Raw genomic sequence first — 23,518 nt, forward strand, 5'->3', positions numbered from 1 at the left:
CATCTATCTAATACAATCTAAAGGGAGGAGATATTTTATTTATTATTCCCCAGATAATTCTTTAATGGACACCCCCAAAATTCCTTGAGCTAGCTTTTCCAACTCGTCCTCGTCACCTACAAAATGAAAAGTTTGGTGGATATGGCTACTGCTTTCATTGGCTTTTAGATCCATTGCAGGGGATGAACTTTCCAATTCATAGAATGGCCCTAAATCCCCACTATCGTTATAAGCATTTACCGCATCCCCCGAATATGGAAACTCCTGTAACTCCCATAAAGAATTAACATAATCAGTAGCGCCTTCACGTAGACTAAATTTGGCAATGGTAAGTACCTTGCTCTTGGCATCGTAGCTTCCCATAACAGGAAGCGCCCTCTGGGGGGAAATTCCAATTTTACCACGCTCTTTACCGTCCGCCTTGAAGAATAGGACACTATCCCCGACCTGTAATCGCTCCTTTGGAATCTTCCCAAAATAATCGTCCGTTACCTTCTTGCCCAAAATGTCCTCATCCCCTTTTTTAAAAGGTACAATTATGGTGGTATGGTCCGAGGAGTTGAACATGCTCAATATCCAAATAGACATTAAACCTGTTTTCTTATCCCAATCTTCCGGTCCTATATTGGTCAAGTTGTTTTCGGAGGCAAATCCTACCATTTTTACAGTTTCAGGAATATTGAGTCCAAGAATTTCAGCGGCATCTTCCTTGTCCAAAAGAGTAATATTCCTTTGCACGCGTAAATCGAAAGTAATTCCTGTATAGTTCACCAATTTCATGTCCCTTTCAAAATAGGCCTTATCTTCAGTTCTCCTCACCAAATTAAAGGCTTCGGTATCCAATTCCTTAGGTACGTACCAGTTGTCCAACTCGAAGTTGGAATCCTTTTCAAAGAAAAGGGAATACTGTCCACCTTCAGGCCCCAACCAGAAACGCTCTTCACCCCCTGTGGGATTAAAGTGTTCTTTTATTTCTCCGGACTTAATGAGTTCATGGTTGATCCATCCAAAGCTATGACCCTCGTCGCCAGAGGCCGTACTCGTCATAACACGGCCCTGAAGTTCCGGGGAAATCAAGATCCTCGACTCCCCATTTTCCAGAACTACCAGGTTCTTGTAGTGCTTGGACAAAAATTCCCTGTCATAACCAAATGACCCTATGGAAAATGCTACCTCATCATTCGCCAAGGTATTTGCACTTTGTTCACTTTTAGTTTTACAACTCAAAGCACATAGGAGAGCACATAACGCTATTGATCTTAGGACAGTTCCGGATCTAAAAAAATTTACTATACTTCTCATGCTCCTATCATTTAGTTTTTGCCTTTTGTTTTTGGTTTTTACAATTGAAAAACCTTTTCCATAAGCATCCATTTTTCCCCAGGTTTTGCAAATGGTAGTGCCTGTTGGTATTTCCACATCAATTCCTCCCACTTTTCGTTTTCGGGATACTTGGCATCAATCTTCGCCTTTTTTTCAAAGGAAAAACTGTCATCCGCATCAATGATCATAAACATACGGTTCCTCACCCTATATATTTCCATATCCTGTATACCGGACTCTCTAAGACTTTGAAGGATCTCCGGCCATACTTCCTTATGGTAATCGTCATAAGCCTTTATTAACTCTGGATCGTCCTTAAGATCCAATGCCAAACAATATCTTTTCATTACTTTACATTTTTTAGTTAATTATTAAAAACCACTTAAGGGACCAATCAGATTCCTTAGGCCTGTAGTTCATACTTTTTAAATACACGTAATCCATACCATGCTATATAGACAAAACAAAGCGCTGGAAGGATGAAGGAAAAATTCACTTCGGTAGCACCCATAATTTGTATGTCGTTCACGGCATTGCCACCGGCATCAATGATCATTCCCTGAAGCTTTGGCATTAGGGCCCCGCCTACAATTGCCATTACAAGACCGGCAGCACCAATCTTGGATTCCTCCTCATTAAGTCCATTCAAAGCAATTCCGTAGATGGTAGGGAACATAAGGGACATAAAAAAGGTAATCCCCACCAAGCAGTACAAGCCTATTATACCTTCAATATAAATGGTGCCAATACAACATAGCGTTGCAAAAACGGCAAAATACATCAATAGTTTACCTGGGCTCATAAATCTCAGCATATAGGTGCCAATGGCCCTCCCCACCAAGAACAGGATAAAGGCCGCGAACTGGTAATTGGCAGCATCCTCACTGGAAATCCCTATGGCCTCGGCATATTGATAAATATAGGTCCAACACATAATCTGGGCACCAACGTAAAATATTTGGGCCACAACACCCAGCACATATTTTTTGTTCTTGAACAAACCGTTAAACGTATCCCCCAAACTTGGAATACCACCTTCATCCTTGGCCTGTGGCATTTTGCTAATAATGATCAGAACAAAAACGGCCAAAATCACCAAGCCCAGAATAACATAGGGATCCCGAATAACCATTAGGTCCGTTGTCCTGATCAAGGCTTTTTGCGCCTCCTCCAAAGAGGAATAATCCGCTATATCATCCGACTGTAATTTTTTAAGAACAAATTGCTGTGCCACCAATAGTCCCAACAACAATCCCACTGGGTTAAAGGCCTGGGCCAAATTTAAACGCTGGGTAGCCGTTTCTGGCGCTCCCATAGCCAAAATATAAGGGTTGGCAGTGGTTTCCAAAAATGCCAACCCAAAGGTAAGCACATAGAGTCCCAAGCAAAAGAACCAAAATTGTTCAGTTATGGCCGCGGGATAAAACAATAGAGCCCCTCCTGCATACAAGGCTAACCCTATTAAAACCCCCACTTTATACGAGTATTTACGCACAAAAAGTGCAGCTGGCAGCGCCATACAGAAGTAACCGCCATAAAACGCCATTTGTACCCAAGCAGCTTGGGAATTGGACAATTCCAATACTTTTTTAAATGCCTGTACCATGGGATCGGTAACGGCATTTGCAAAACCCCAAAGGGCGAAAAGGGAGGTAATTAAAATAAAGGGAATTAGCACCTTCTTAGATACTACTGGTGGTCTTTGGTCTTTCATTGAATTGTTGATTATTGTTAATTGATTATTATCTAGTTTACCTTGTTGTTTAATTTATTTAAGTATTTAAGAAATTGACCTGTCCAAATGGGTATATCCGCCATCTACAAAGAGCAATTGCCCAGTGGTGTGACTAGATCTGTTGGAAAGTAAAAAGGCCACTGTACTGGCAATTTCCTCTGCTGTTGTCATTCTTTGTCCCAATGGGATTTTGTCGGTTATAGCCTTTAATTTTTCTTCAGGATTATCAAAAGTCTTGATCCATCTGTCATATAATGGGGTGTAACATTCGGCCACAATAACCGCATTGACCCTAATATTATATGGCAGTAATTCCACTGCCCATTCCCTGGTAATGGCATTACGACCCCCATTGGCAGCGGCATAGCCCGATGTTCCACCCTGCCCGGTTACAGAGGTCTTGGAGCCTATATTAACAATGGCGCCCTGGGTTTTCTTTAATTCTGGTAATGCATAGTGGGCCATTAAATAATAGTGGGTAAGGTTACGGTTAATAGACCTCAAAAAATCCTCATAATTCCCATTCTCCAGGCCAACCCCATCATTGATTCCTGCGTTATTAACCACGCCATCGATCTTACCAAATTTTTCAACGGTGCTTTCAACGGCAAGTCTACATTGTTCCGGATCGGTTAGTTCTGCCGTCGCAAAAGAGGCTTTTCCGCCACTTCTTTCGATATCCGCAACCACCTCCAACATACTTTTTCTATCCCTTCCAATGATGACTGGAATAGCGCCTTCAGCTGCCAATAATACACTTATTCCATGACCGATTCCTTTGGAACCTCCTGTAACCAAAATTACTTTATCCTTGAGTTGTAAATCCATTTATCTTTATTTAAAGTCCTTTTCTGCAACGAAATAGGCACTAAAATCCTTGATCTGTGCTAAACCGTCCGAATCTATAATTTTTATTCGTAATCTACTTAATTTTATAGTGTCAAATTTCTCAATTCTTTTATTTCCTATGCTCTCCCCATTGGCCAAGGTAACCCAGCGACCTCCCGAGTAAGCTTCAATTTGATACTTTCTAATTCTTTCTCCTTTTGTTATATCCTCCCGAAGTATTACATGGTTTACTTCCATAGGTTCCTTCAATCTTAATTCCAATCGATTTCCCTTCCCATTGGTACTGGCCAAAGGATTGGAAAATCTTCTATTAATCTCATCTCCCCATTCCTTTAAGCGCTGCACATCCGGTTCTGGAAGTAGTCCGTCCGGGTCTGGGGTAAGGCCCATTATCAAAGTGGCGTTTCTTCCAACCGATTTATAGTACATATCCATTAAATTATCCAAGGGAAATATATGGTCCTCATCCCCAGGCTCCCAAAACCATTCATGTCGGCCGTTATGTCCCCTTAATGGGGCATCGGCCATGGCAGGCACCCAATACTTGCCCTTGGCATCCCCTTCTTTCAGTAATTGAAAATTGTTTTCCGCTATATTCTTCTTGGCACTTTCTCCCGCTCCTGTAGCCCTGTATGGAAAGGTTGACCAATTGGGATACCCAACTGTTCCCGATTCTGATCCTCCCCATCTGGCTTCTGCCAATTGCCCATTATGATAGAACAAACAATTTGGTTGGTACTGCCTTACAATGGGCAAAACGTCCGGGGCACCATTTTTTGGATGATCGGCACCACCATCGAACCAAATTTCGAACAACTCTCCATAATTGGTACAAATTTCCTTTACCATTCCCTCTACCATCCTGTTATACCATTCCTGTCGATTCTTTTTAAAATCACCCTCTCCATTTACTTTAAAGTCGTGCACCCCCAAAAATGAATTCCATCTAATCCCAAGATAGATACCCGGTTTTATTCCATACTTTCGGCATGAGGCTACAAAATCTGCCACCACATCCCCTTTACCATCTTTCCAATTTAGAGCTTTAACGCTGTATGGGTTTACTTTGGATTGAAACAATGCAAAGCCAGTCTCATGGGTAGCCGTTAGAATGGCAAATTTGGCGCCGGCATCCTTTGCCGCCTTTACCCATTGATCGGTATCCAATTTTTCTGGATTAAAAATTTGATAGTCTTCCACTGGATCGATCCTATTGTTTCCCTGCCCATATTTTACCCCATCAAACACATGCAGGTCATAATGAAACACCACGCCGAGCTCTGCCTCCTGCCAGGCCAATTGCCGCTTGTTGGGGACCGGGAGTTCATTCTCAATAATGGGTATAAAAACGGTATAGGATTCCTCCCCTTTCTTTACCGCTACCGACAACACTTTAGGTTGGCCGTTCTCATGATAAACAAAGGGACGTTCCATTCTATCCGGACCGATGACCGTACCATCTTCCAATAAAATCTCTTTATTCTTAAGAACAAACTCATTGGCCTTTTCCCAGTCGGTTCCATTCACCGAAGTCACCAAGCCAATATAATTATGGGCATGGAAAACGCCGTAGAACCTATTTCGATTTTCATCGTACCAAATAGACATGTCTTCGGTGTCCATATAATCTATTACCGGTTTCTCCTGAATCTCAAAGCGGCCATCGGGATGTTCCGAAACCCCAACCGCCTGGTTCCTGATAAATCTTTTTTCGTTGGGTTTATCCCCTTTTATGATCAAATAATATTTGCCATCCTTGCCCTTGTCAATAGCGGGATTAACGGTAAGTGTGCCAATGGGACCTGAGGGTTCCACCAAGGGCTTATCCATTCTCGTCCAGGGTCCGTTCAAGGAATTCGACACCGCCACCCCCGTACGCTGGTTGGGACGCAATATCTTCCAATTGGGATGGGAATAACCTGTTTTGGCGGTTTCTACCAATTCCCCATCGGTATAATCTTTGCCACCCATATTGGTCCCTATATAGTACAAATAATATTTACCTTCAAAATATTTGATCTTCGGGTTGTGCGCTGTTATGGCATCCCAGTTACCCTGACCACTGCCACGGAGCACTGTTTCCTTGTATTTCCATGGTCCGGCCGGACTTTTACTGGTGGCATGGGCAATCTCCGAATGGGTAAGCCAACCATGAAACCCGTATTGTTTTTTCCAGCGGGAATAAAATAGATGGTATTTGCCCTCCCTTGCCTTGATTATGGAACTTCCCCAATTAAAGTATCCGTCCGTTTTAAAAATGTTGTCACCGGACACTCTTCCGAAATTATCGTATAAGTATAAGTCGTCTTCCCCATTTTGGGCAAAAGCCGAAACAAAACAAAAGCAACAAAGTACAAACAATCTTAACTTCATATTCCTTTTAGCTTTTGTAAGTATTTAATATCCCATCCGGATAGGCAATCTGCTCCCCTGTATCTTTTCTGGAAGGTATCTGGGCCTCCACTTTCCTTAAGTAATCCGATAATATCTTGGCCAACTCCCTTGCCTTTTCCGGCTGCTCTTTTACCAAATTCCTAGTTTCCCCTATATCCTCCTTGATATTGAACAACTCCATACTACTGTCATTGTAATAGTAAATAAATTTCCAGTCGCCCACCCTGGTACTGCTGGAAGCTCCGATTCCCGGTCCGGATGGCCCCCATTCATTGGGATAATGCCAAAATAATGGTCTAGTAACACCACTAGTGTTCCCGGAAAGCGTTGGCAGAAAACTAACACCGTCTACCTTTTGTACCGTTTCATAGTTCTTTATGCCTGCCATTTCCAAAATGGTGGGGTAGAAATCTTCTATTATCACTTGTTGGTCTACCACCGAGTTAGGCTTAATTTTCCCTGGCCACTTTACCAACATTGGCTCGCGGATACCCCCTTCATGAGCTGAACCTTTTCCACTGCTCAAAGGTTTGTTATGGGTGTGTTTTTCCCCTCCCCTGGCCACTGCACTCAGGCCGCCGTTATCCGACATGAAGAGGATAATAGTATTGTCCGAAATCTTTTTATTATCCAGATAATCCATAATATCGCCCAAACTCTTGTCCATTCCCTCTACCAAAGCAGCGTATTTGGCCTCTGTGGAATCCAGACCTTTGTCATAATATTTCTGAACAAATCTGCTATCTGCCATTATGGGGGTATGCACCGCATAATGTGCCATATACAAAAAGAAAGGTTTGCTTTTTTCCAAGGCGGAATCCATGGCCAGTTTTGCCTCCTGAGTTATGGCCTCCGTTAAAAACATATCCTTGCCATAATATTTCTCCAATCCGGGAACAGCCCATACTTCCCTTCCTTCCTTTCCATTTCCAAAATTTTCGGTTCCCAAATAACTCCCGGGAGCCCCTGCTGCGTGACCGGCTATATTTATTTCAAAACCAAGTTTCAATGGATCTTCCCCGGGGGTACCGATAGCCCCCAAATGAGCCTTACCGGAATGTATGGTAACATAGCCCGCATCCTTCAATACCTGAGGCAAGGGAGTAGCATGTACCGCTTTTTCTACACCAACAACCGGACTTAAACCATTTACCTTCCACTCTGGAAATTTTAGGGTTTTGTGGTTGGTTTCCATAGGCTGTAATTTGTCCTTGTACAATGTCCAGTTGGTAACCCTGTGCCTGGCCGCATTCATGCCCGTCATTAGACTTACCCTGGTAGGTGAACATACTGCAGTGGAGTAAGCCTGGGTAAATTTCATCCCCTCTTGTGCCAATCGCTCCATATTTGGGGTTTGGTAAAGATCATTATACTGCGTCCTTTCACTCCAAAATGGAACAGAAGTGTCCTGCCAGCCCATATCATCCACGAAAAAAAGTACAATATTGGGGGTGGTGGGTACATCAATATTTTTAGGCACTACCTTGTCCTTACAGCCAAAACTTAGAAGAACTACTATGAAACACCCCAATACATAACCTTTCATCTGTGTACTTTTTTTTACAATAACTTAATTACTCTCTATTACCGCACCATCCTCGCGATATAGATCTACCTTACCATCCAACATAACCGCAAGGACGGTCAAGTTTTCATCCAGAACATGTTCTGGCAGTTTTATATAATTGATTCCCGGATAATGGCTCCAATAAACCTTGCCAATAACCTGATGAGACAGCTTGGTCCCCTCGCCCACAACATAAATGCGGTTGATCCTATTTTTTAGTCCGCGTATCACTACCTCTCCATTTGAATCGCCTTTAACAAACAAATAAAGAATGTTCCCGTCTTTGGATAAAGTAGTAGGTCCGTAAAAATGTTCTTTGGGAATCCCGGATCGGGTTCCATAGATAGCCTCTTTGTGCTTGTTGGTCCATCGTCCCAAACCTTCCAATATGGCCACCTGCTCCTCCGGAATACTCCCATCTCCTTTGGGGCCAATATCCAAAAGCATATTGCCTCCATTACCGATAACATCGGCAAAAATTCCAATAATCTGGTCTGTAGTTTTATAGTTGTGGTCGTTTTTTTGAAAACCCCAGGAGTCGTTCATGGTAAGGCACAATTCCCAAAATTTGTTCTTGGGCCTAGTAATGGGCATACCTTGTTCCGGAGTGGCGTAATCGCCTTGTTCCCGAAGTCTGGAATTTAAAATGGTATTGGGATTATTATCGAAGAGCATTTGTCTTACCTTGGGCACTTCCCATTCCTGGGAATTGTGTTCCCAATCCCCATCAAACCAATACAGGTCGGGGTTGTAATTATCGGACAATTCTTTTAACTGACCTTGATAATAGTTTAGGAACTTGTTCCATCGTTTTGGCTCATCGGAAATTTTGTATCTAATGGAATCTCTTGTAAAGTGGGTATAATCATGGTAGGACCAATCGGGCAAGGAATAGTAAATGCCCACTTTTAAATTATTCTTTCGTAGTTCGGAGACAAAGGGTGTTAAAACATCCTTCTTTGCCGCAGAACCCTTAACGGCGTTAAAATCTCCGAATTTAGTGTCCCACAGGGCAAAACCTTCGTGGTGTTTGGCAGTGATTACCGAATATTTGGCGCCACTGCGCTTTATCAAATCGGCCCACGCCTGTGGGTCATATTTTTTGGCGGTGAACCCCTTGGTCTGCTTTAGATAATTTTCATGGGAAATATAACCATTGTAGAACGACCAGGATTCATCGATCCCGTTTACGGAATACAAGCCCCAATGGATAAAAATTCCCAATTTGGCGTCTTTGAACCATTGCATCTTTTGCTCATTCTGCAGCACGGTATCCTGTGCTTGCTCCTGCGCGAAATTTGTCGTGATCGTCATAATTAATAAAGTGGTAATAAGTCTCTTCATGTATAAAAACTATGTAATTTAAATTATTTCAATTCCCAATTATCCGTTCTAAAAGCGGAAGCTGGTAATCCCGCTGAATTAAATAGGTTGGGCATTGCCCCGTTGGTGAAAGCAAACCGAACCGCTGTTGGTTTTTTAACCTTAGAGGAAGACACTTCTACCGTATTACCCATAATTTTGGCCTTGGCGGGATAAAACACCCCATCTTCCCCGGCAATAAAAAACTCTCGTAAATCCTTGCCCTTTTGCATTAAACCCTTTTCGGCATAATCAAAATTGAGGACAATTTTTTTATTTTTAATTTCCTTGGACCTATACACCGGTCCTGAATATTCCACCCTTTCCTTTCCATAGGTTTTACCTAAGGCCCAAAGTGCCAAACGGTAACCTACGTCCTGTTTATTGGTGGGGTGTATATTTTCCAAATTCCCAATATCATTGGTAACCACCATACCTGTATTGTCCAAATTTTGCATGGTATACAATTGCGCATCCCTTACATGTGCCGCATCCGTATCCATTGGGTCGTCATATTTATAGGGGGCTATCTGTACAAAATAGAACGGCAGATCCTTTCCCCATTCCTCCCTCCATGATTCGATCATCAAGGGAAAGGATTTATAATAGGAAACCGGGTCTACCCTGTTGGATTCCCCTTGGTACCAAATACAACCTGCGATATTGAATTTAGTAATGGGGTGTATCATGGCATTATAGGCCAAGCCCGGATTACTGGGCCACCAGGCAACCTCGTTAAGTTTTTTGGCTGCTTCCGCCAATTGGGCATCTTGGGTTACTAATTCCTTTTTTAACCAAACTTCCACGGGCGTACCTCCCCAACTGGAGTTGATTACACCAACAGGAATGCCCAAGTTTTGATGCAATTCCCTACCAAAAAAATAAGCTACAGAACTAAACTTCTCCATAGTTTCAGGGGTACAAACCTCCCATTTACCCTTTAGTTGGTCCTGGGGATTGTCCGATATCTGTTGCGCTACCTGAAAGAAACGTATTTCCGGGTAATTGGCGTTTTTAATTTCCTCTTCCGCATTGTCCAAACCATGTTTTGGGGTCCATTGCATATTGCTTTGTCCGGAACCCAACCATACTTCCCCTATAAGTACATTCCTTAACTCCAATTTCTCGTGACCTTCCACAATTACACTGTACGTACCTCCGGCCTTGGGTGTAGGCAATTGCAAGGACCAAACCCCTTGAAAAGCTTTAGTGGTCACTTTTTCATTGTTCCAGGTACCGTAAACCGTTATTTCTTCACTGGTAGCCGTGGTCCATCCCCAGATAGTAACGTTCGCCTGTTGTTGCAGGACCATATTATCCGAAAGAATGGAAGGAAGCCAAATTTCCCCATAGGTATTGGAGGCGAAAAGCAAGAGCAGTAATCCTAATAGTTTTTTCATATTTCAGTTCTTAGGTAGATATTATTTGGTTTTAAATTCCCAGGTCACCTTTTTGTTATAGCTATATGGTTTCCCTTTTTCAGGGCTACCTATGGTGCCTACAAGTTTTCCTTTGCGGTCCTTTTTGACCTGTATTTCTACATTGGAAAATTGGCCCTCTTCAAAATCGAAACTTAGTCCGTCGTCATCGTAGAGGGTATACTCCCCTTCCCTGGTTCCATAGTGACGGATAATCAAATCTACTTTCTCGCCCAATTTTGGAGCCTGTCTTTGAACCGGTCGCATAGGAATTATTCCGCCATCCCTTACAAACAAGGGAATTTTTTCCAAACCGGGAGCTACTGTAATCACTTCATTTTCACCTACGAATTTACCGTCGTAAAAATCAAACCATTTTCCTTTTGGCAGGATTACCTTTCTCTCCTTTTCCCCTTCGAACATGGGGGCCACCAAAATATTGTCGCCCATCATATATTGATCCTTTATCTCACTTTTAATGGCTACTTTATAGGGATTGCCCGTAGAGTCCAATTCCCCTTCGGCTACTTGCTGGTCATAAGAAAAGCCCTCTACCAAATTCATGGCCCTAAAGGGAGGCAAGCCTTCAAAATGATATTGGGAAAAGGTGGTGTAGATATAAGGCAATAACTGCATCCTTAAATTGGCCACGTCCCTAACGGCAGCTTCCACTTCGGGAAATGACCAAGGCTTGGTACCATCCGCCCAGGCATTCAGCATGGCCATGGGTGAAAAGCAAACAGATTGCATTCTCCTTAGCCACTCCTCGGCCGTCTTGGAGGCCCTTACTTCGGGCGTCCAGAGCACCCCAATAAAACTGCTATTTACCAAGGCCGTTATAAAATCCTTGTGACTGTAATAATCATTGTAAATTACATAGGGCATAGCACTGGCTCCAGCATTGGAAGCCCTTACCAAACCATAGGTCCTTTGATTCCTTTCCTTGAACCATTTAGCGGTCATATCCTGAATCAACAGTCCGTAGACCTGTCTCATTTGTTCGCCACTATAGCCTGAGGGAAATGTAGCTACATCCGGCCAAATCCAAAAATCAAAACCATCCACTTCATCAATCTTATAGCCACTTACGCCAAGATCCAAATGATTTTGAACAAAGTGTTCCTTAAAAATATCGCGGGTTTCGGGAAGCATCAAATCGGGCACTATACCGTTCCACACCGTATGCGAAGCGGAGAGCCCATTTAATTTCGGATATAGGGAACCTATCGGGGACACATAGGGGTTCAACCATAAATTTGTTCTAATCCCATCCTCCAACAATTCATTATTGAACTTCTTTGGGTCAGGGAATCTTGTCCTATCCCATTCAAAAGTACAGGGATAGGCCATACTGTGCCAACCTGGCTCCACTCCAATAAAATCTAAGGGAAAATCGTGATCTTCAAACTCTTGGGCTTCTTGGGCAATATCTTCCTGACTGTAAAGTGTGGGTACCCTCTGGGTAAAACCAAGGCCCCATTTCGGGGGAATATAACCACCTCCGTTATATAAATTATAGCGCTGTACCGCCTCCATAGGAGTAGAACCTCCATAAATATAAACATCGGTTCCCTTTGCCGGCACCAAAATCTCCACGGCATCGGAATAAGGTTGTGCCTGCCATTGGGGATCAGTGTTCCTGTCCCTCAAAACCGGTTTATCATCGGCATCTACCCTAATACCCGTCCCGGCATAGACCGTAATATATCTGGCAGCGTCTATCAATACTCCATACCCTCTGGAAGACACATAAAAAGGAACTGGGGCATGTGTACGCCCATCGTCCCTTCCTCCATAATGGTCCACATGCAATTGCATGATGCGGCCTCTCTGGTGTACTGTTTTAAAGTTGAGTCCCAAGCCATAAATTTGCTCTTCCCTAGTCAACGGAAACTGCAAATAGGTCTTTCCATCAACTATTTTTGTTTTGATCCTATCTTCCGGAAAAGGAAAATCGGCTGTGGGCAGTTTGTTAAGCGCCTTTACCTTCGGTCGTATATCCGCAGCCTGAAGCAAACTTATATCCTCTGGCTCCCCAACACTGGCTTTCCAAATTCCATTTTCAATCTCGGTCCACTTCAATTCTTGCCCTTTAAGGTGAGGGCAATACACCGCAAGCAGCGCGCATATAACGATGAAATGGAATTTGGAAATCATGCCGGTTGGTTTGGTTGGTTGGTTTTTAGGTTCTTATTTCCCGCTATAGGCCTTAGCCGTTTGCTTGGAAGTACCAAGTCCCTCAATTCCCAATTCTACCACATCCCCTGGTTTTAAATATTTAGGTGGATTAAATCCTAGTCCCACCCCAAAAGGAGTTCCTGTAGAAATAATATCCCCTGGCAATAGGGTCATGAACTGACTGATATAACTTACCACCTCTTGAACATTGAAAATAAAATCGGAAGTTGAACTATCCTGCACCGTTTCCCCATTTAATTTTAACCACAAGTGTAAATTGTTAGGGTCTTTAATTTCGTCTTTGGTAGCAATAAAAGGTCCTACAGGAGCAAAGGTGTCACAACTTTTTCCTTTTACCCATTGTCCTTCCCTTTCAATTTGAAAGGCCCTTTCGCTATAGTCGTTGTGCAATACGTAACCTGCAACGTGATCCAAAGCATTGGCCTCCGACACATAAGATGCCTTTTTACCTATAACTACGGCCAACTCCACTTCCCAATCTGTTTTTTCACTGCCTTTTGGAATGATCACATCATCATTAGGACCAACGATTGCCGAAGTAGCTTTAAAGAACAATACTGGTTCCTTAGGTACGGCCATTCCACTTTCTGCAGCATGCTTGGCATAATTAAGACCTACACAAACAATTTTTGACGGTCTCACCAATGGTGCTCCCAAACGAACGCTATTGTCCACTTTAGGACAACTGCTTTCATTTTTAGCCAACCAATCCTTTAATTGGACCAAGCCATCCGTTCCAAAGAAATCCTCGTTGTAATCCCTTCCAAAGGCCGATACATCCAATCGGGTACCATTTTCCAATTGCACTCCCGGTTTTTCCTTTCCTACTTCTCCAAATCTTATTAGTTTCATTTGTTTCTATTTATTGAATTACTATTTATATAATTTTAGTTTCTGGTTTCTGGTTTCTGGTTTCTGGTTTCTGGTTTCTGGTTTCTGGTTTCTGGTTTCTAAAACAATCATTCAAATTGAGAAATTTTCAAATTTTCAAATCAATTATAAAATACCTCCAATTGTTTCCAATCCTTAGTACCGTATCCTTCAGGGTCGTTCTTTTGCTTTTCCCCGACCCTACTTCTTCCATTTTCAATATAGGTGACCATTAGTCTGGTCAGGGCACTTTCCACTTCATGAAACTGACCGTAAACATTATTCTCTTCCCGCGGATCCTTACTTAGGTCGTACAGCTGAAATTTTGGGAGCTCCCCTATCCCTTCCGAATTAGGTTTGGGATCACTCCACCCACCCGACCCTGGGCAAAAAATCATTTTCCAATTATCCTTTCTTATAGCAAAACTCCCGTTAATGGAATGATGCACGGTAGCCTCCCTAAGATAATCTTTGGACGCGGGATTGGTCAACAGCGGTAAAAACGAAAAACTATCCTCCCCTTCGTCATCTTCCAATTCAACATCCACTATATCTGCACAGGTAGCCAACAAATCTGTGGTACATATGGTCTTATCGGATTTGGTATTCGGCTTAATTTTGGCGGGCCATTTCACCATAAAAGGCACTCGATGTCCCCCTTCAAAAATATCTGCCTTATGGCCTCTTAAAATGCCGTTGGGACTATGCCCTTTGGCCAACATTTCATCAATCTTGGCAGCAGGGGAACAGCCATTGTCGCTTGTAAAGATCACCATGGTATTGTCTTCAATTCCTGCTTGTCTTATCACCTCGGTCAACTGTCCCATATAGGCATCTATCATCATCATAAAATCCCCGTAAGGGTTTAGATCACTTTTTCCCTTCCATTCATCTGTTGGCAAAATGGGCGTATGGGGTGAAGGCAATGCCAAATACAAAAAGAATGGTGACTTTCCTTTTGCCTTTTCTTTGATATAACCGAAGGATTTTCTAAAAAAGTTCGGCGTAACATCATCAAAATCAAAATCCCGGGCGGTAGGCCCCTTGCGCCACCAACCATATTTAGTCTTACTTTCGGTAACGCTATCCGGGACCATGGTGGGCATACCGTTTTCCACGTACACATATGGCGCCATATCCAATGAGCCACAATGCCCATAAGAGTATTTAAAACCAAGGGTTTTTGGCGAATTCTTAACCTCCTTGGAAAAATCTATATTATCAAAATCCTCTGGATTCCAACCTTCACCAGATTCCAAACCGGGATTCTTAAGGGCCCAGTCCCACCCTAAATGCCATTTGCCAATGAATGCGGTTTCGTAGCCCTCTTTTTTGAGCAAGGAGGCTACGGTAGTTCTTTTTTTAGGAATCAATGCCTTGGAATTCCCTGTAAGCACCGAACTTTTTAAGGGACTTCTCCAATTATACCTTCCGGTAATAATTCCATATCGCGTGGGGGTACAGACAGCAGAGGAGGTATGTGCATCCGTAAAAATCATTCCTGCGGATCCCATAGCATCCAGATTGGGCGTTTTTATTTTACCTTCTGGATTATAGATGGCAATATCACCATATCCCAGATCATCGGCCAAAACATAAATAATATTAGGCCGCTTTTCCTCTATACTGGTTGTTTTAACATTAAGACCATAGATAGTTCCACCGATCAATACTGCTACAATAAAATACTTATACCAACCCTTCATAATTCTTTTTCCTTACTTTTTAGTGGTCAATGATAGCTGCTTTTCTTTTTGATTCCTAAATATAGTTAGATTCAATTTCCCTTTCCAATTATTATTCTGGTAAGTTTTCATTAAATCTGCCACCGTATTTATTTCATCGCCTTCGGCGGATATAATAACATCTCCTATCTCTAGTGGGGATTCACCAATAACAGTCTGCGGTTCTATGGCCAACACAAGGACCCCTGCTGTCTTGTTTAGGCCTGAAGCCGACCTCTCGGCCATTGTAGTAATACTTTTGATCTGTGACCCCAACCATTGGACCACTGCATCCTTTTCACCGCTATCGCCAAAAAACATAGTAGGAATCGTAGGGGTTTTGGCCAAGGACTTAAGCTCAATATTGGTAACCCCAAAGCTATCCATATCTATATTTTTAAATCCTATTTTAAATGCAGGTGATTCCTCTTTAACTGTATAGTTCCCCAATTTTGCATCAACAAATAATGCATCGCCGAAAATGCTGTTATTATCCACCCCTTTTTTTTGGGTTTGCTTCAAGGTTGCCTCATCTGGAAAGAGGTTATAATCCACTTCCTTGCCCCAAGCCTGTAATCGTATATCCTTGTGCTCAGTGAAAACAATATTGTGCTTAAAAACATCTCCACTGTTCTTGAACCATACATGTGGATGGAAGCCGTTATTTATCATAATGTTGTTTTCCACGGTACGATAAAATCCTTCGCGCAATTTAATACCCCCATTTAAACATAGATTGTTGTAAATGTGGTAATTGGAAGATCCGTCGTCCAGATCTATATCCCAGCCATGATCACAACGAAACCTATTATTTCTGATTACCGTAGTATGAATGGCATCCCACTTGGGCATTTCCGGGTTGGCGGCCACTATTTCATTCAAAGTTTCACGTTTGGGGTGCCAAAATCGGTCCCTTCCCCAAGAATTAAAAGCCCCATGATCTCCAGATTCCAGAACGGTGTTAAAAACATCATTGTATTCAATTATATGTCCGCCCCAAGTGCCATCTCCAATATTAATCCCGGCCCTTGGAACGTCGTATATACTGTTGTGACTTACTGTAATATCCATGGCCATGGCAATCTGTACCCCAGCCGTTTGCTTTTCTACCCTTCCTATGCGATAAATTAGATTGTTCTCTGCTATGGAATTGCTTGGATATTTGTTTGATTTTGGTCCAGTAACCGTATCCATTTCCGCCAATGGAACAAATTCTTCATATTGAAACGAAGGCGACCTCACAGCTTCTGGACTACCCACAAAACTGATACCTGACGCCCCTACATCATGTATATGATTTTCCGCAATGCGCAGCTCCCTATTGTAGTTACTTGCCAAAATAGCATTACCTCCCAAATTGGTCAGTTCGCAATTTCTAATTTTCACGTTTTGTGTCCCTTCAAGAAAAAGGGCAGCCCCTCTGTAAATGGTCCAATCGCTTCTTAGCAATGGCTCATATTCTTCCATAAAAGTACGCTGGGCATGTTCAAATCTTATATCACTTACTTCTATATCCTTAACCGGATTCTCTTCGGACCCTATTATTTCTAACAAATGTTTTTGTTGAACCCCTTCTACCACGGCATTGTTCATGTCCGCTCCCTCGGTCGGCCAATAATACAATTTATGGTCACCGTCCAGGAACCACTCTCCAGGAGCATCCAATTCTTCAAAAACATTTTCTACCATTCGGTACTTAACATGCATTGGTGAGGGACGATTATTTTGATAGCCGCCAGACAGTATAAGTTCGCCATTTTCATCTACCCCTGTGGAAGCATAATGAAATCCGCCCCACTCTCCTCTATGCATAGCATGCACTATAACTCCTGCCGAATTGCCCCAAGTCTTTATCCTCTCCGGAGATATGGCATCTTCGGCATGACCCTGCCAGTGTCCGCCATTCTCATCGTAATTGGGATAACGTGCCAATATTTGTTTATCTCCGTTAACGAAGAGCTGATCAAAGCCATCCTCCTTTTCCAATTGTGCCATCCAAATATGGTCATTGAACTTTTCCCATTTAGGGTTGAGCAATTTGGATCCCTTAATAACGGACTTCCCTACCCCTTCCCCGATCAACTTCAAAGGACCGAGTTCCGGTGATATCCTTATGGGAGCTTTTAATCTATGCTCCCCTTCCATAATATGAAGGGTCAGGGTATTTTTATTTCCCTCTTTTCTAAGTTGGGTTACTGCGTTAATGCCTTCATTGATAGTACCAAAAAACAGCTCCCCATTTTTATGCGCCTCTTTATTGGCAGTAATATAAATATCGGATGCCGTTGGCGAGCAACCGATTAAGGAAAGGGCTAATACAAAATAATACAGGGATCTTTGTTTCATTAAAAAAATTATATCCAAATTATTAATCCAATAAAAAATCCAATTCCGCAATGGCCGCCGCTTTGCCATTTCCGGCAATCACTTTAGACTCAATCCCTATATATCGGGCATTGATCTTGGACTGGAACATATGGGTTCTGGTGGTTGGGTCGTTTATTAAGTTTCCAAACTGAAAATCCTCAACATTTTTCCAAGTTTTTCCATCTGCACTTATCCTAACAGTACCCTTTTCTATCATCCCTTCGGACGAATAAGTTTGAGGCGTGTAGGTAAACCCACTAATGGCATATTCCTTACCGAGGTCTATATTGATATAGTGCGTTCCTGATTTTTCAACTGAACTCCAGTAAGTTGCGGGGTCGCCGTCTAAGGCGTTTACAGCAGCATGTTCCCCTTTAACACTATCTTCCCCTGCAGGCTTCCAATCTTTTTTTACGATTCCGAATTTCTGGGATGCAACACTACCCAATTTTCCATTTACCTCTGCTACTGCCTTCACCTCTCCGGAAGGGATATTAAAGGGCTGATCATAAATTTCTGAAGTTGCATTAGGTTCGCTACCGTCCGTAGAAAAACGAATGCTGTAGCCAGAATTTATGTTTCCGGCAACATCTTCCCCGTGGGGTTTCCAACCAAAACTATCTTTTTTTGGGAATATGGTTACCCGCCCCTCTATCGATCTCTCTATACTAAGCTGTGGAGGTCTTGCCTTGTAATAATGGGCCGATATGGCTGCGATAGCAGGATAAAACCGGGATTCCAAGATTCTAATGCGCATTTTTTGGGTTGTAACCTCTGGGAAACGCAAAATTCGTTTATACCCAATATTGGTGGCCGTGGCAATTTCTTTCCAGGCATTGTCTACCCAAACGTCCAAGGCGTGCTTTTCTACACGTTCACTGTGCGTGTTTATCGCTTCCTGGACAACCAATCTGTTTATAGTGACCGGAGTATTGGTTTCAATAACCACCTCTTGGGCTCCCTGGCCCAACAATTTAAAAGTGGACAGATCTTCATCCAAGACCTCCTTAGGCCCATTGGCACCGGATAGTAGATTAACTCCGTAAGTTTCATTGATCCGCTGGCCAACTTCTTCCAGAACAGAAACATCTGTAGGGGAAAACATTCCCTCCCTATTGGGCGGAATATTCAATAAGAAAGTAGAATTTCCTCCAACCGACCGTTCATAAATATCGAATACGTCGTCCGCACTGCGTACTTTCTGGTCTTCATCATCCCTATAAAACCATCCCTCACGGATAGAAGTATTGGTTTCCGCCTGTTGGTAATGGAGAAATTTACCCTTATAAAGGTCTTCCCTTTTTCCCAAAGACTCCTCTGTTAAATCTGGAAAGCTATTCATTTGACCGGGGTCTTCCTGATAGGGAATTATATTCCATTCCGTGTCCCTGGTTTTACCAGCCTCATTGCCGCACCAGCGGATGTCTTCTTTCCCGAAGATTACCGCCTTTGGCGCCAACGCCTTTATCAATTCCTTCCACGCCAAATAGTTATAGGTCTGGCCACCTTTTCTTTTAGGGTGGGCACCATCGAACCATACTTCATGGATGGGTCCGTATTCGGTAAGCAATTCAAAGAGCTGGTTTAAAAAATATTCGTTGTAGTCGTCCACTTTAAAAGTGAATGTAGTCTTGTTTTCAAATGGTCTACCTTCTACCTGTCTCGGAATTGTTCTTTCCGTGTATTCACTTAAATTTCCATAAAGACCATCCTTGTTTTCTATTTGGAACAGATCTGCCGGGGATAGGTACACCCCTAATTTTAGCCCATATTTTTTGCAGGATTCGGACAACTCCTTTAGGACATCCCCTTTTCCTTCCTTAAATGGCGAAGACATTACCCCATGTTCCGTATAGCGGCTTTGCCATAATACAAAACCATCGTGGTGCTTGGCGGTAAATATTACCATTTTCATACCCGCATCCTTCATAGCCTTACACCATTGATCCGTATCCAAATTCTGGAGGTCAAAAATTTTGGGATCTTCCATACCATTTCCCCACTCCATTCTGGTAAAGGTATTGGGGCCAAAATGAATGAAAGCTATAAACTCGTTATGCAGCGCTTCATACTGATTGGTAGTTGGCACCACATGGGCCGCCTTAAGTAAAATGGAATCCTTACTGTCTGTATCTTTTACCTCAATGGTGTTGGACACCGGCATAACTAAAGCATTTGGTTCCGATTTATGGGAACAAGCCGCAAAAAGAGATATTATGGCTACGTATTGAACTATTTTATGCATTAAGAATGTTGTTTGAATATATTTCCGAATATTCCCGGAATAGGCGTTACTGGTTTCATAAAATGGAACTAAACATCAAATTGACATTTAGTTCCATTTTTTAATAGGTCCAAAAACAGGTTTTCAGATTAACCTATCCGTTTAATTTTATATACCCTCCATCAATAGGAAAATCGGTTCCAGTTATAAAGGAAGCTTCGTCCGAACAAAGATAAACTGCCAGATTAGCCACTTCCTCCGGTTTTCCCATTCTTCCAATAGGCTGGGACTTGGATAATTTTTCGAACATTTCCTCTTCCTTCCCAGGATAGTTCTTCTTAATAAATCCGTCCACGAATGGCGTATGGATTCGTGCCGGAGAAATACTGTTGCAGCGGATACCTTTATCCAAATAATCCTTGGCCACAGAATAAGTCATGGTAAGTACCGCACCCTTTGACATGGAGTAGGCAAATCTGTCCGAAATACCAACGGAGGAGGCAATGGAAGCCATATTTAATATGACCCCTCCTTTCTCTTTCATCTTGGTGATCACGGCATGCATACAATTATAAACGCCTTTAATGTTTACATTATATATGCGATCCATATCATCTACTGCGGTTCCCTCCAAATTTCCAATATGGGCTATCCCCGCATTGTTCACCAAAATATTAATATAACTCTGGGTACTAATAGCGGAAATAATTTCGGCTACCTGGGCATTATTGGAAACATCACAAGCGTGAAACTTGGCCTTACCGCCCTTAGCTTCTATTTCCCCAACTACACGTTCTCCATTTTCTGCATTAAATTCCAAGATGTGCACATGGGCTCCTTGGCCGGCAAAAGCTTTGGATATAGCTTCACCAATACCACTGGCACCTCCGGTAACAACCGCTGTTTTGTTTTCTAGACTAAAAAGTGACATATTATTCTTTAGATTATTATCTTATTAACTTTTATAATTTCCCTTATTATTTGGCCAGTACTTCATCCTTCCAAATAATGCCATCCGGAAAACTATAGTCCTCCAAAGATTGCTCTTTCATAGTGATGCTATAGCCGGACATTGATGGTGGCATATAGGCCCCATTTTTTATAACCACAGGGTCATAAAAATGTTCGTGCAAATGATCCACGTATTCTATTATCCTATTCTCCAAAGAACCGCTTATAGCAATATAATCTATCATAGACAGGTGTTGCACATATTCACAGAGACCAACTCCCCCCGCATGCGGACAAACAGGAATATTGAATTTTGCGGCCATTAAAAGAATGGCCAATATTTCATTTACCCCTCCTACCCTGCAGCTATCTATCTGACAGATACCAATGGCATCGGCCTGCATCAATTGTTTAAATACAACCCTGTTCTGACAGTGTTCTCCTGTGGCCACTTTAATAGGATGAACGGCCTTTGCTATTTTGGCGTGTCCCAAAATATCGTCCGGACTGGTTGGCTCCTCAATCCACCATGGATCAAACTTTTTAAGTTCGGCCATATTGGCAATGGCCTCATCCACATCCCATTTCTGGTTGGCGTCCATCATCAATTTTAAATCGGTACCGATCTCTTCACGGATTATTGCAGCACGCCGCATATCATCCTTTAAATCGGACCCTACCTTTATTTTCATATGCTTAAAACCAGAGGCCTTGGCTTCCTTGCAAAGTCTCCTCATTTTATCATCCGAATAACCAAGCCATCCGGCAGAGGTCGTATATGCAGGATATCCATCCTTTAAAAGTTTATCTATACGCTCCTGCTTGGAAGCAGCCTTACCCTTCAAAAGTTCCAATGCTTCTGCAGGTGTAATGGCGTCCGTAATGTAAGTAAAATCTATACAAGAAACCAATTCTTCCGGTGTCATGTCTGCCAGTAGTTTCCACAATGGCTTCTTTTCCACCTTGGCATAAAGATCCCAAACCGCGTTTACCACAGCACCAGTAGCCAAATGTATCACACCTTTTTCCGGCCCCAACCAACGCAATTGACTGTCACCGGTGATCATCTTCCAAAATGCTCCCATATTAGCAGTAAAACTCTCCAAAGATTTTCCTTTTACCAAAGGCGCCAATGAATGGATGGCTGCTGCACATAATTCATTTCCCCTACCAATGGTAAAGGTCAATCCATGCCCCTCCAGCCCATCGGGATGGTTGGTTTTTAGTATAACATAGGCCGCGGAATAGTCCGGATCCGGATTCATGGCATCTGATCCATCCAATGACTTACTAGTAGGAAATCGGACGTCTTTTACCAGAACATCCGTAATTATAATTTTGCTGTTCATTATGTATAATATTAATGAAACAAAACTAACCCCAAACCTTATCTCCAACAACTACATGAAGTACCATTTTTGATACTTTTTTTGCCGAAAATAAGATGATTGTCAATTTTGAGTATGAAGTTTAATGTAATCGGAAGGGGACATTCCTGTTATGGATTTAAAGTGCCGATTAAAATTTGAAATGTTGTTAAACCCGGATTCATAGCATACCGGGGTAATGTTGTTCTTATTCTCTATCAACAATTTACAGGCATACCCAATTCGTATTTCATTCAAATAACGGGTAAAGGTCTTTCTGTGGATACGTTTAAAAAACCTACTAAAAGCAGAAGGATTCATTTTGGCTATCTCAGCTACATCCTTGGACCCGATCGGTTGATTGAAATTTTTAAAGACAAACTCATAAATTTCATCCAAGCCTTTGTTATCGGTCTTATTAAAAGAATTTAAAAACCCTGGACTTGACAATAATTGATACTCCTCATGATTTGCCAGTTTGTACAAAATTTCAATAAGCTTTATAGTCTTTTCAAAGGGTTCGTGGCTATGCAGCTTCTTAACTTTTTCAATAAGTTTAGCATCTATATTAGAAAATTTTATTCCCTGGCTAGCCCTTTTTATCAATTGCTGTATAGGTTTCATTTCTATGGCATTTAGAAATTCCAGCCCTAAAAAATCTTCTTTAAAATGTATGGCAATTGCTTCTGAAATCAAACCAGAATCGGCCTCAAAATAAATCTCATCATTGAGCCACATATGAGGCAGGTTTTTACCTATTAAAACAAGATCGCCTTCGGAAAATTTCTCAATACCATCCCCAATAAATCGCGTCCCAGTACTTTTAGCAATGTACACCAGTTCCAATTCCGGATGATAATGCCAAATTTTTAAAAAATGGGAATAACTATTATGCGTAACTGTAAAAGAACTGTTCTGTAAACTGGCCCTATTAAGAAGGTGTAATTTCATAAAAATTATATAACAAAAGACTTAATTGAGATTTTAAATATACATCTTTTTTTATACGGAATAAGAATTGGCAAAAAAAGTATTGCTAAATGTGCAATTTTTAGTTGAAACGAAAGAAATTACATCTTATTTTCGGACGTTAGCTTTAATTGGTTATTTTTTTCAGGGAAATAACCTACATTACATTATTCTAAAAAAACTCAAATCATTTAATTGC

The 23,518-nt window shown here is 42.0% G+C and carries 16 protein-coding genes; all 16 read right to left on the reverse strand.

Features of this window, described 5'->3' with window-relative positions:
* Positions 1 to 42: 42 nt before the first annotated feature.
* The 16 genes from BUA60_RS00890 to BUA60_RS00965 all read right to left on the reverse strand — a co-directional run bounded on the left by BUA60_RS00890 (position 43) and on the right by BUA60_RS00965 (position 23,301).
* The gene (locus BUA60_RS00890) at positions 43 to 1,302 is read right to left on the reverse strand and encodes a DUF6786 family protein (RefSeq protein WP_218587877.1); all 1,260 of its coding nucleotides are present in this window, start codon (positions 1,300 to 1,302) and stop codon (positions 43 to 45) included.
* A 38-nt stretch (positions 1,303 to 1,340) separates the two neighbouring features.
* A complete protein-coding gene (locus tag BUA60_RS00895; protein ID WP_072859875.1) occupies positions 1,341 to 1,670 on the reverse strand; it encodes an L-rhamnose mutarotase in 330 nt (109 codons plus the stop codon).
* A 56-nt stretch (positions 1,671 to 1,726) separates the two neighbouring features.
* Positions 1,727 to 3,037 (reverse strand): L-fucose:H+ symporter permease, encoded by a 1,311-nt coding sequence (gene fucP / locus BUA60_RS00900; protein WP_072859876.1) that lies wholly within the window; start codon positions 3,035 to 3,037, stop codon positions 1,727 to 1,729.
* Between the two features lie 66 nt (positions 3,038 to 3,103).
* Complete coding sequence (locus BUA60_RS00905; RefSeq protein WP_072859877.1) at positions 3,104 to 3,886, reverse strand: L-fucose dehydrogenase; 783 nt, start codon at positions 3,884 to 3,886, stop codon at positions 3,104 to 3,106.
* A gap of 6 nt (positions 3,887 to 3,892) precedes the next feature.
* Entirely contained in the window at positions 3,893 to 6,280 is a 2,388-nt protein-coding gene (locus BUA60_RS23230) for an alpha-L-fucosidase (RefSeq protein WP_084532441.1), read from the reverse strand.
* 7 nt (positions 6,281 to 6,287) lie between these two features.
* The gene (locus BUA60_RS00915; protein ID WP_072859878.1) at positions 6,288 to 7,847 is read right to left on the reverse strand and encodes a sulfatase; all 1,560 of its coding nucleotides are present in this window, start codon (positions 7,845 to 7,847) and stop codon (positions 6,288 to 6,290) included.
* A gap of 24 nt (positions 7,848 to 7,871) precedes the next feature.
* Positions 7,872 to 9,212, reverse strand: a complete 1,341-nt coding sequence (locus BUA60_RS00920; RefSeq protein ID WP_072859879.1) for an alpha-L-fucosidase — start codon at positions 9,210 to 9,212, stop codon at positions 7,872 to 7,874.
* A gap of 23 nt (positions 9,213 to 9,235) precedes the next feature.
* Complete coding sequence (locus BUA60_RS00925; protein ID WP_072859880.1) at positions 9,236 to 10,630, reverse strand: sialate O-acetylesterase; 1,395 nt, start codon at positions 10,628 to 10,630, stop codon at positions 9,236 to 9,238.
* Positions 10,631 to 10,651: 21 nt separating this feature from the next.
* Entirely contained in the window at positions 10,652 to 12,805 is a 2,154-nt protein-coding gene (locus tag BUA60_RS00930) for a glycoside hydrolase family 31 protein (protein ID WP_072859881.1), read from the reverse strand.
* Between the two features lie 33 nt (positions 12,806 to 12,838).
* Positions 12,839 to 13,699: a fumarylacetoacetate hydrolase family protein gene (locus BUA60_RS00935; protein WP_072859882.1), complete on the reverse strand. Its 861-nt coding sequence runs from the start codon at positions 13,697 to 13,699 to the stop codon at positions 12,839 to 12,841.
* Positions 13,700 to 13,839: 140 nt separating this feature from the next.
* A complete protein-coding gene (locus BUA60_RS00940; RefSeq protein ID WP_072859883.1) occupies positions 13,840 to 15,423 on the reverse strand; it encodes a sulfatase family protein in 1,584 nt (527 codons plus the stop codon).
* Positions 15,424 to 15,435: 12 nt separating this feature from the next.
* Positions 15,436 to 17,787 (reverse strand): PDZ domain-containing protein, encoded by a 2,352-nt coding sequence (locus tag BUA60_RS00945; RefSeq protein WP_072860791.1) that lies wholly within the window; start codon positions 17,785 to 17,787, stop codon positions 15,436 to 15,438.
* 22 nt (positions 17,788 to 17,809) lie between these two features.
* On the reverse strand, positions 17,810 to 19,972 hold the full coding sequence (locus BUA60_RS00950) for an alpha-L-fucosidase (RefSeq protein WP_449371707.1): 2,163 nt from the start codon (positions 19,970 to 19,972) through the stop codon (positions 17,810 to 17,812).
* A 214-nt stretch (positions 19,973 to 20,186) separates the two neighbouring features.
* Positions 20,187 to 20,963: an SDR family NAD(P)-dependent oxidoreductase gene (locus BUA60_RS00955; protein ID WP_072859885.1), complete on the reverse strand. Its 777-nt coding sequence runs from the start codon at positions 20,961 to 20,963 to the stop codon at positions 20,187 to 20,189.
* A gap of 46 nt (positions 20,964 to 21,009) precedes the next feature.
* Positions 21,010 to 22,332, reverse strand: a complete 1,323-nt coding sequence (locus BUA60_RS00960; RefSeq protein ID WP_072859886.1) for an L-fuconate dehydratase — start codon at positions 22,330 to 22,332, stop codon at positions 21,010 to 21,012.
* Between the two features lie 102 nt (positions 22,333 to 22,434).
* On the reverse strand, positions 22,435 to 23,301 hold the full coding sequence (locus BUA60_RS00965; protein WP_072859887.1) for an AraC family transcriptional regulator: 867 nt from the start codon (positions 23,299 to 23,301) through the stop codon (positions 22,435 to 22,437).
* Positions 23,302 to 23,518: the final 217 nt, after the last annotated feature.

The sequence above is a fragment of the Arenibacter palladensis genome (assembly GCF_900129275.1).
Lineage (GTDB): Bacteria > Bacteroidota > Bacteroidia > Flavobacteriales > Flavobacteriaceae > Arenibacter > Arenibacter palladensis.

Coding starts and splice junctions, on each gene's coding strand:
- BUA60_RS00955 (WP_072859885.1), bottom strand. CDS start 20,963: ATGTCACTTTTTAGTCTAGAAAACAAAACAGCGGTTGTTACCGGAGGT.
- BUA60_RS00890 (WP_218587877.1), bottom strand. CDS start 1,302: ATGAGAAGTATAGTAAATTTTTTTAGATCCGGAACTGTCCTAAGATCA.
- BUA60_RS00940 (WP_072859883.1), bottom strand. CDS start 15,423: ATGAAGGGTTGGTATAAGTATTTTATTGTAGCAGTATTGATCGGTGGA.
- BUA60_RS00935 (WP_072859882.1), bottom strand. CDS start 13,699: ATGAAACTAATAAGATTTGGAGAAGTAGGAAAGGAAAAACCGGGAGTG.
- BUA60_RS00950 (WP_449371707.1), bottom strand. CDS start 19,972: ATGCCGGTGTCCAACACCATTGAGGTAAAAGATACAGACAGTAAGGAT.
- BUA60_RS00920 (WP_072859879.1), bottom strand. CDS start 9,212: ATGAAGAGACTTATTACCACTTTATTAATTATGACGATCACGACAAAT.
- BUA60_RS00915 (WP_072859878.1), bottom strand. CDS start 7,847: ATGAAAGGTTATGTATTGGGGTGTTTCATAGTAGTTCTTCTAAGTTTT.
- BUA60_RS00965 (WP_072859887.1), bottom strand. CDS start 23,301: ATGAAATTACACCTTCTTAATAGGGCCAGTTTACAGAACAGTTCTTTT.
- fucP (WP_072859876.1), bottom strand. CDS start 3,037: ATGAAAGACCAAAGACCACCAGTAGTATCTAAGAAGGTGCTAATTCCC.
- BUA60_RS00945 (WP_072860791.1), bottom strand. CDS start 17,787: ATGAAACAAAGATCCCTGTATTATTTTGTATTAGCCCTTTCCTTAATC.
- BUA60_RS00905 (WP_072859877.1), bottom strand. CDS start 3,886: ATGGATTTACAACTCAAGGATAAAGTAATTTTGGTTACAGGAGGTTCC.
- BUA60_RS00925 (WP_072859880.1), bottom strand. CDS start 10,630: ATGAAAAAACTATTAGGATTACTGCTCTTGCTTTTCGCCTCCAATACC.
- BUA60_RS00960 (WP_072859886.1), bottom strand. CDS start 22,332: ATGAACAGCAAAATTATAATTACGGATGTTCTGGTAAAAGACGTCCGA.
- BUA60_RS00895 (WP_072859875.1), bottom strand. CDS start 1,670: ATGAAAAGATATTGTTTGGCATTGGATCTTAAGGACGATCCAGAGTTA.
- BUA60_RS23230 (WP_084532441.1), bottom strand. CDS start 6,280: ATGAAGTTAAGATTGTTTGTACTTTGTTGCTTTTGTTTTGTTTCGGCT.
- BUA60_RS00930 (WP_072859881.1), bottom strand. CDS start 12,805: ATGATTTCCAAATTCCATTTCATCGTTATATGCGCGCTGCTTGCGGTG.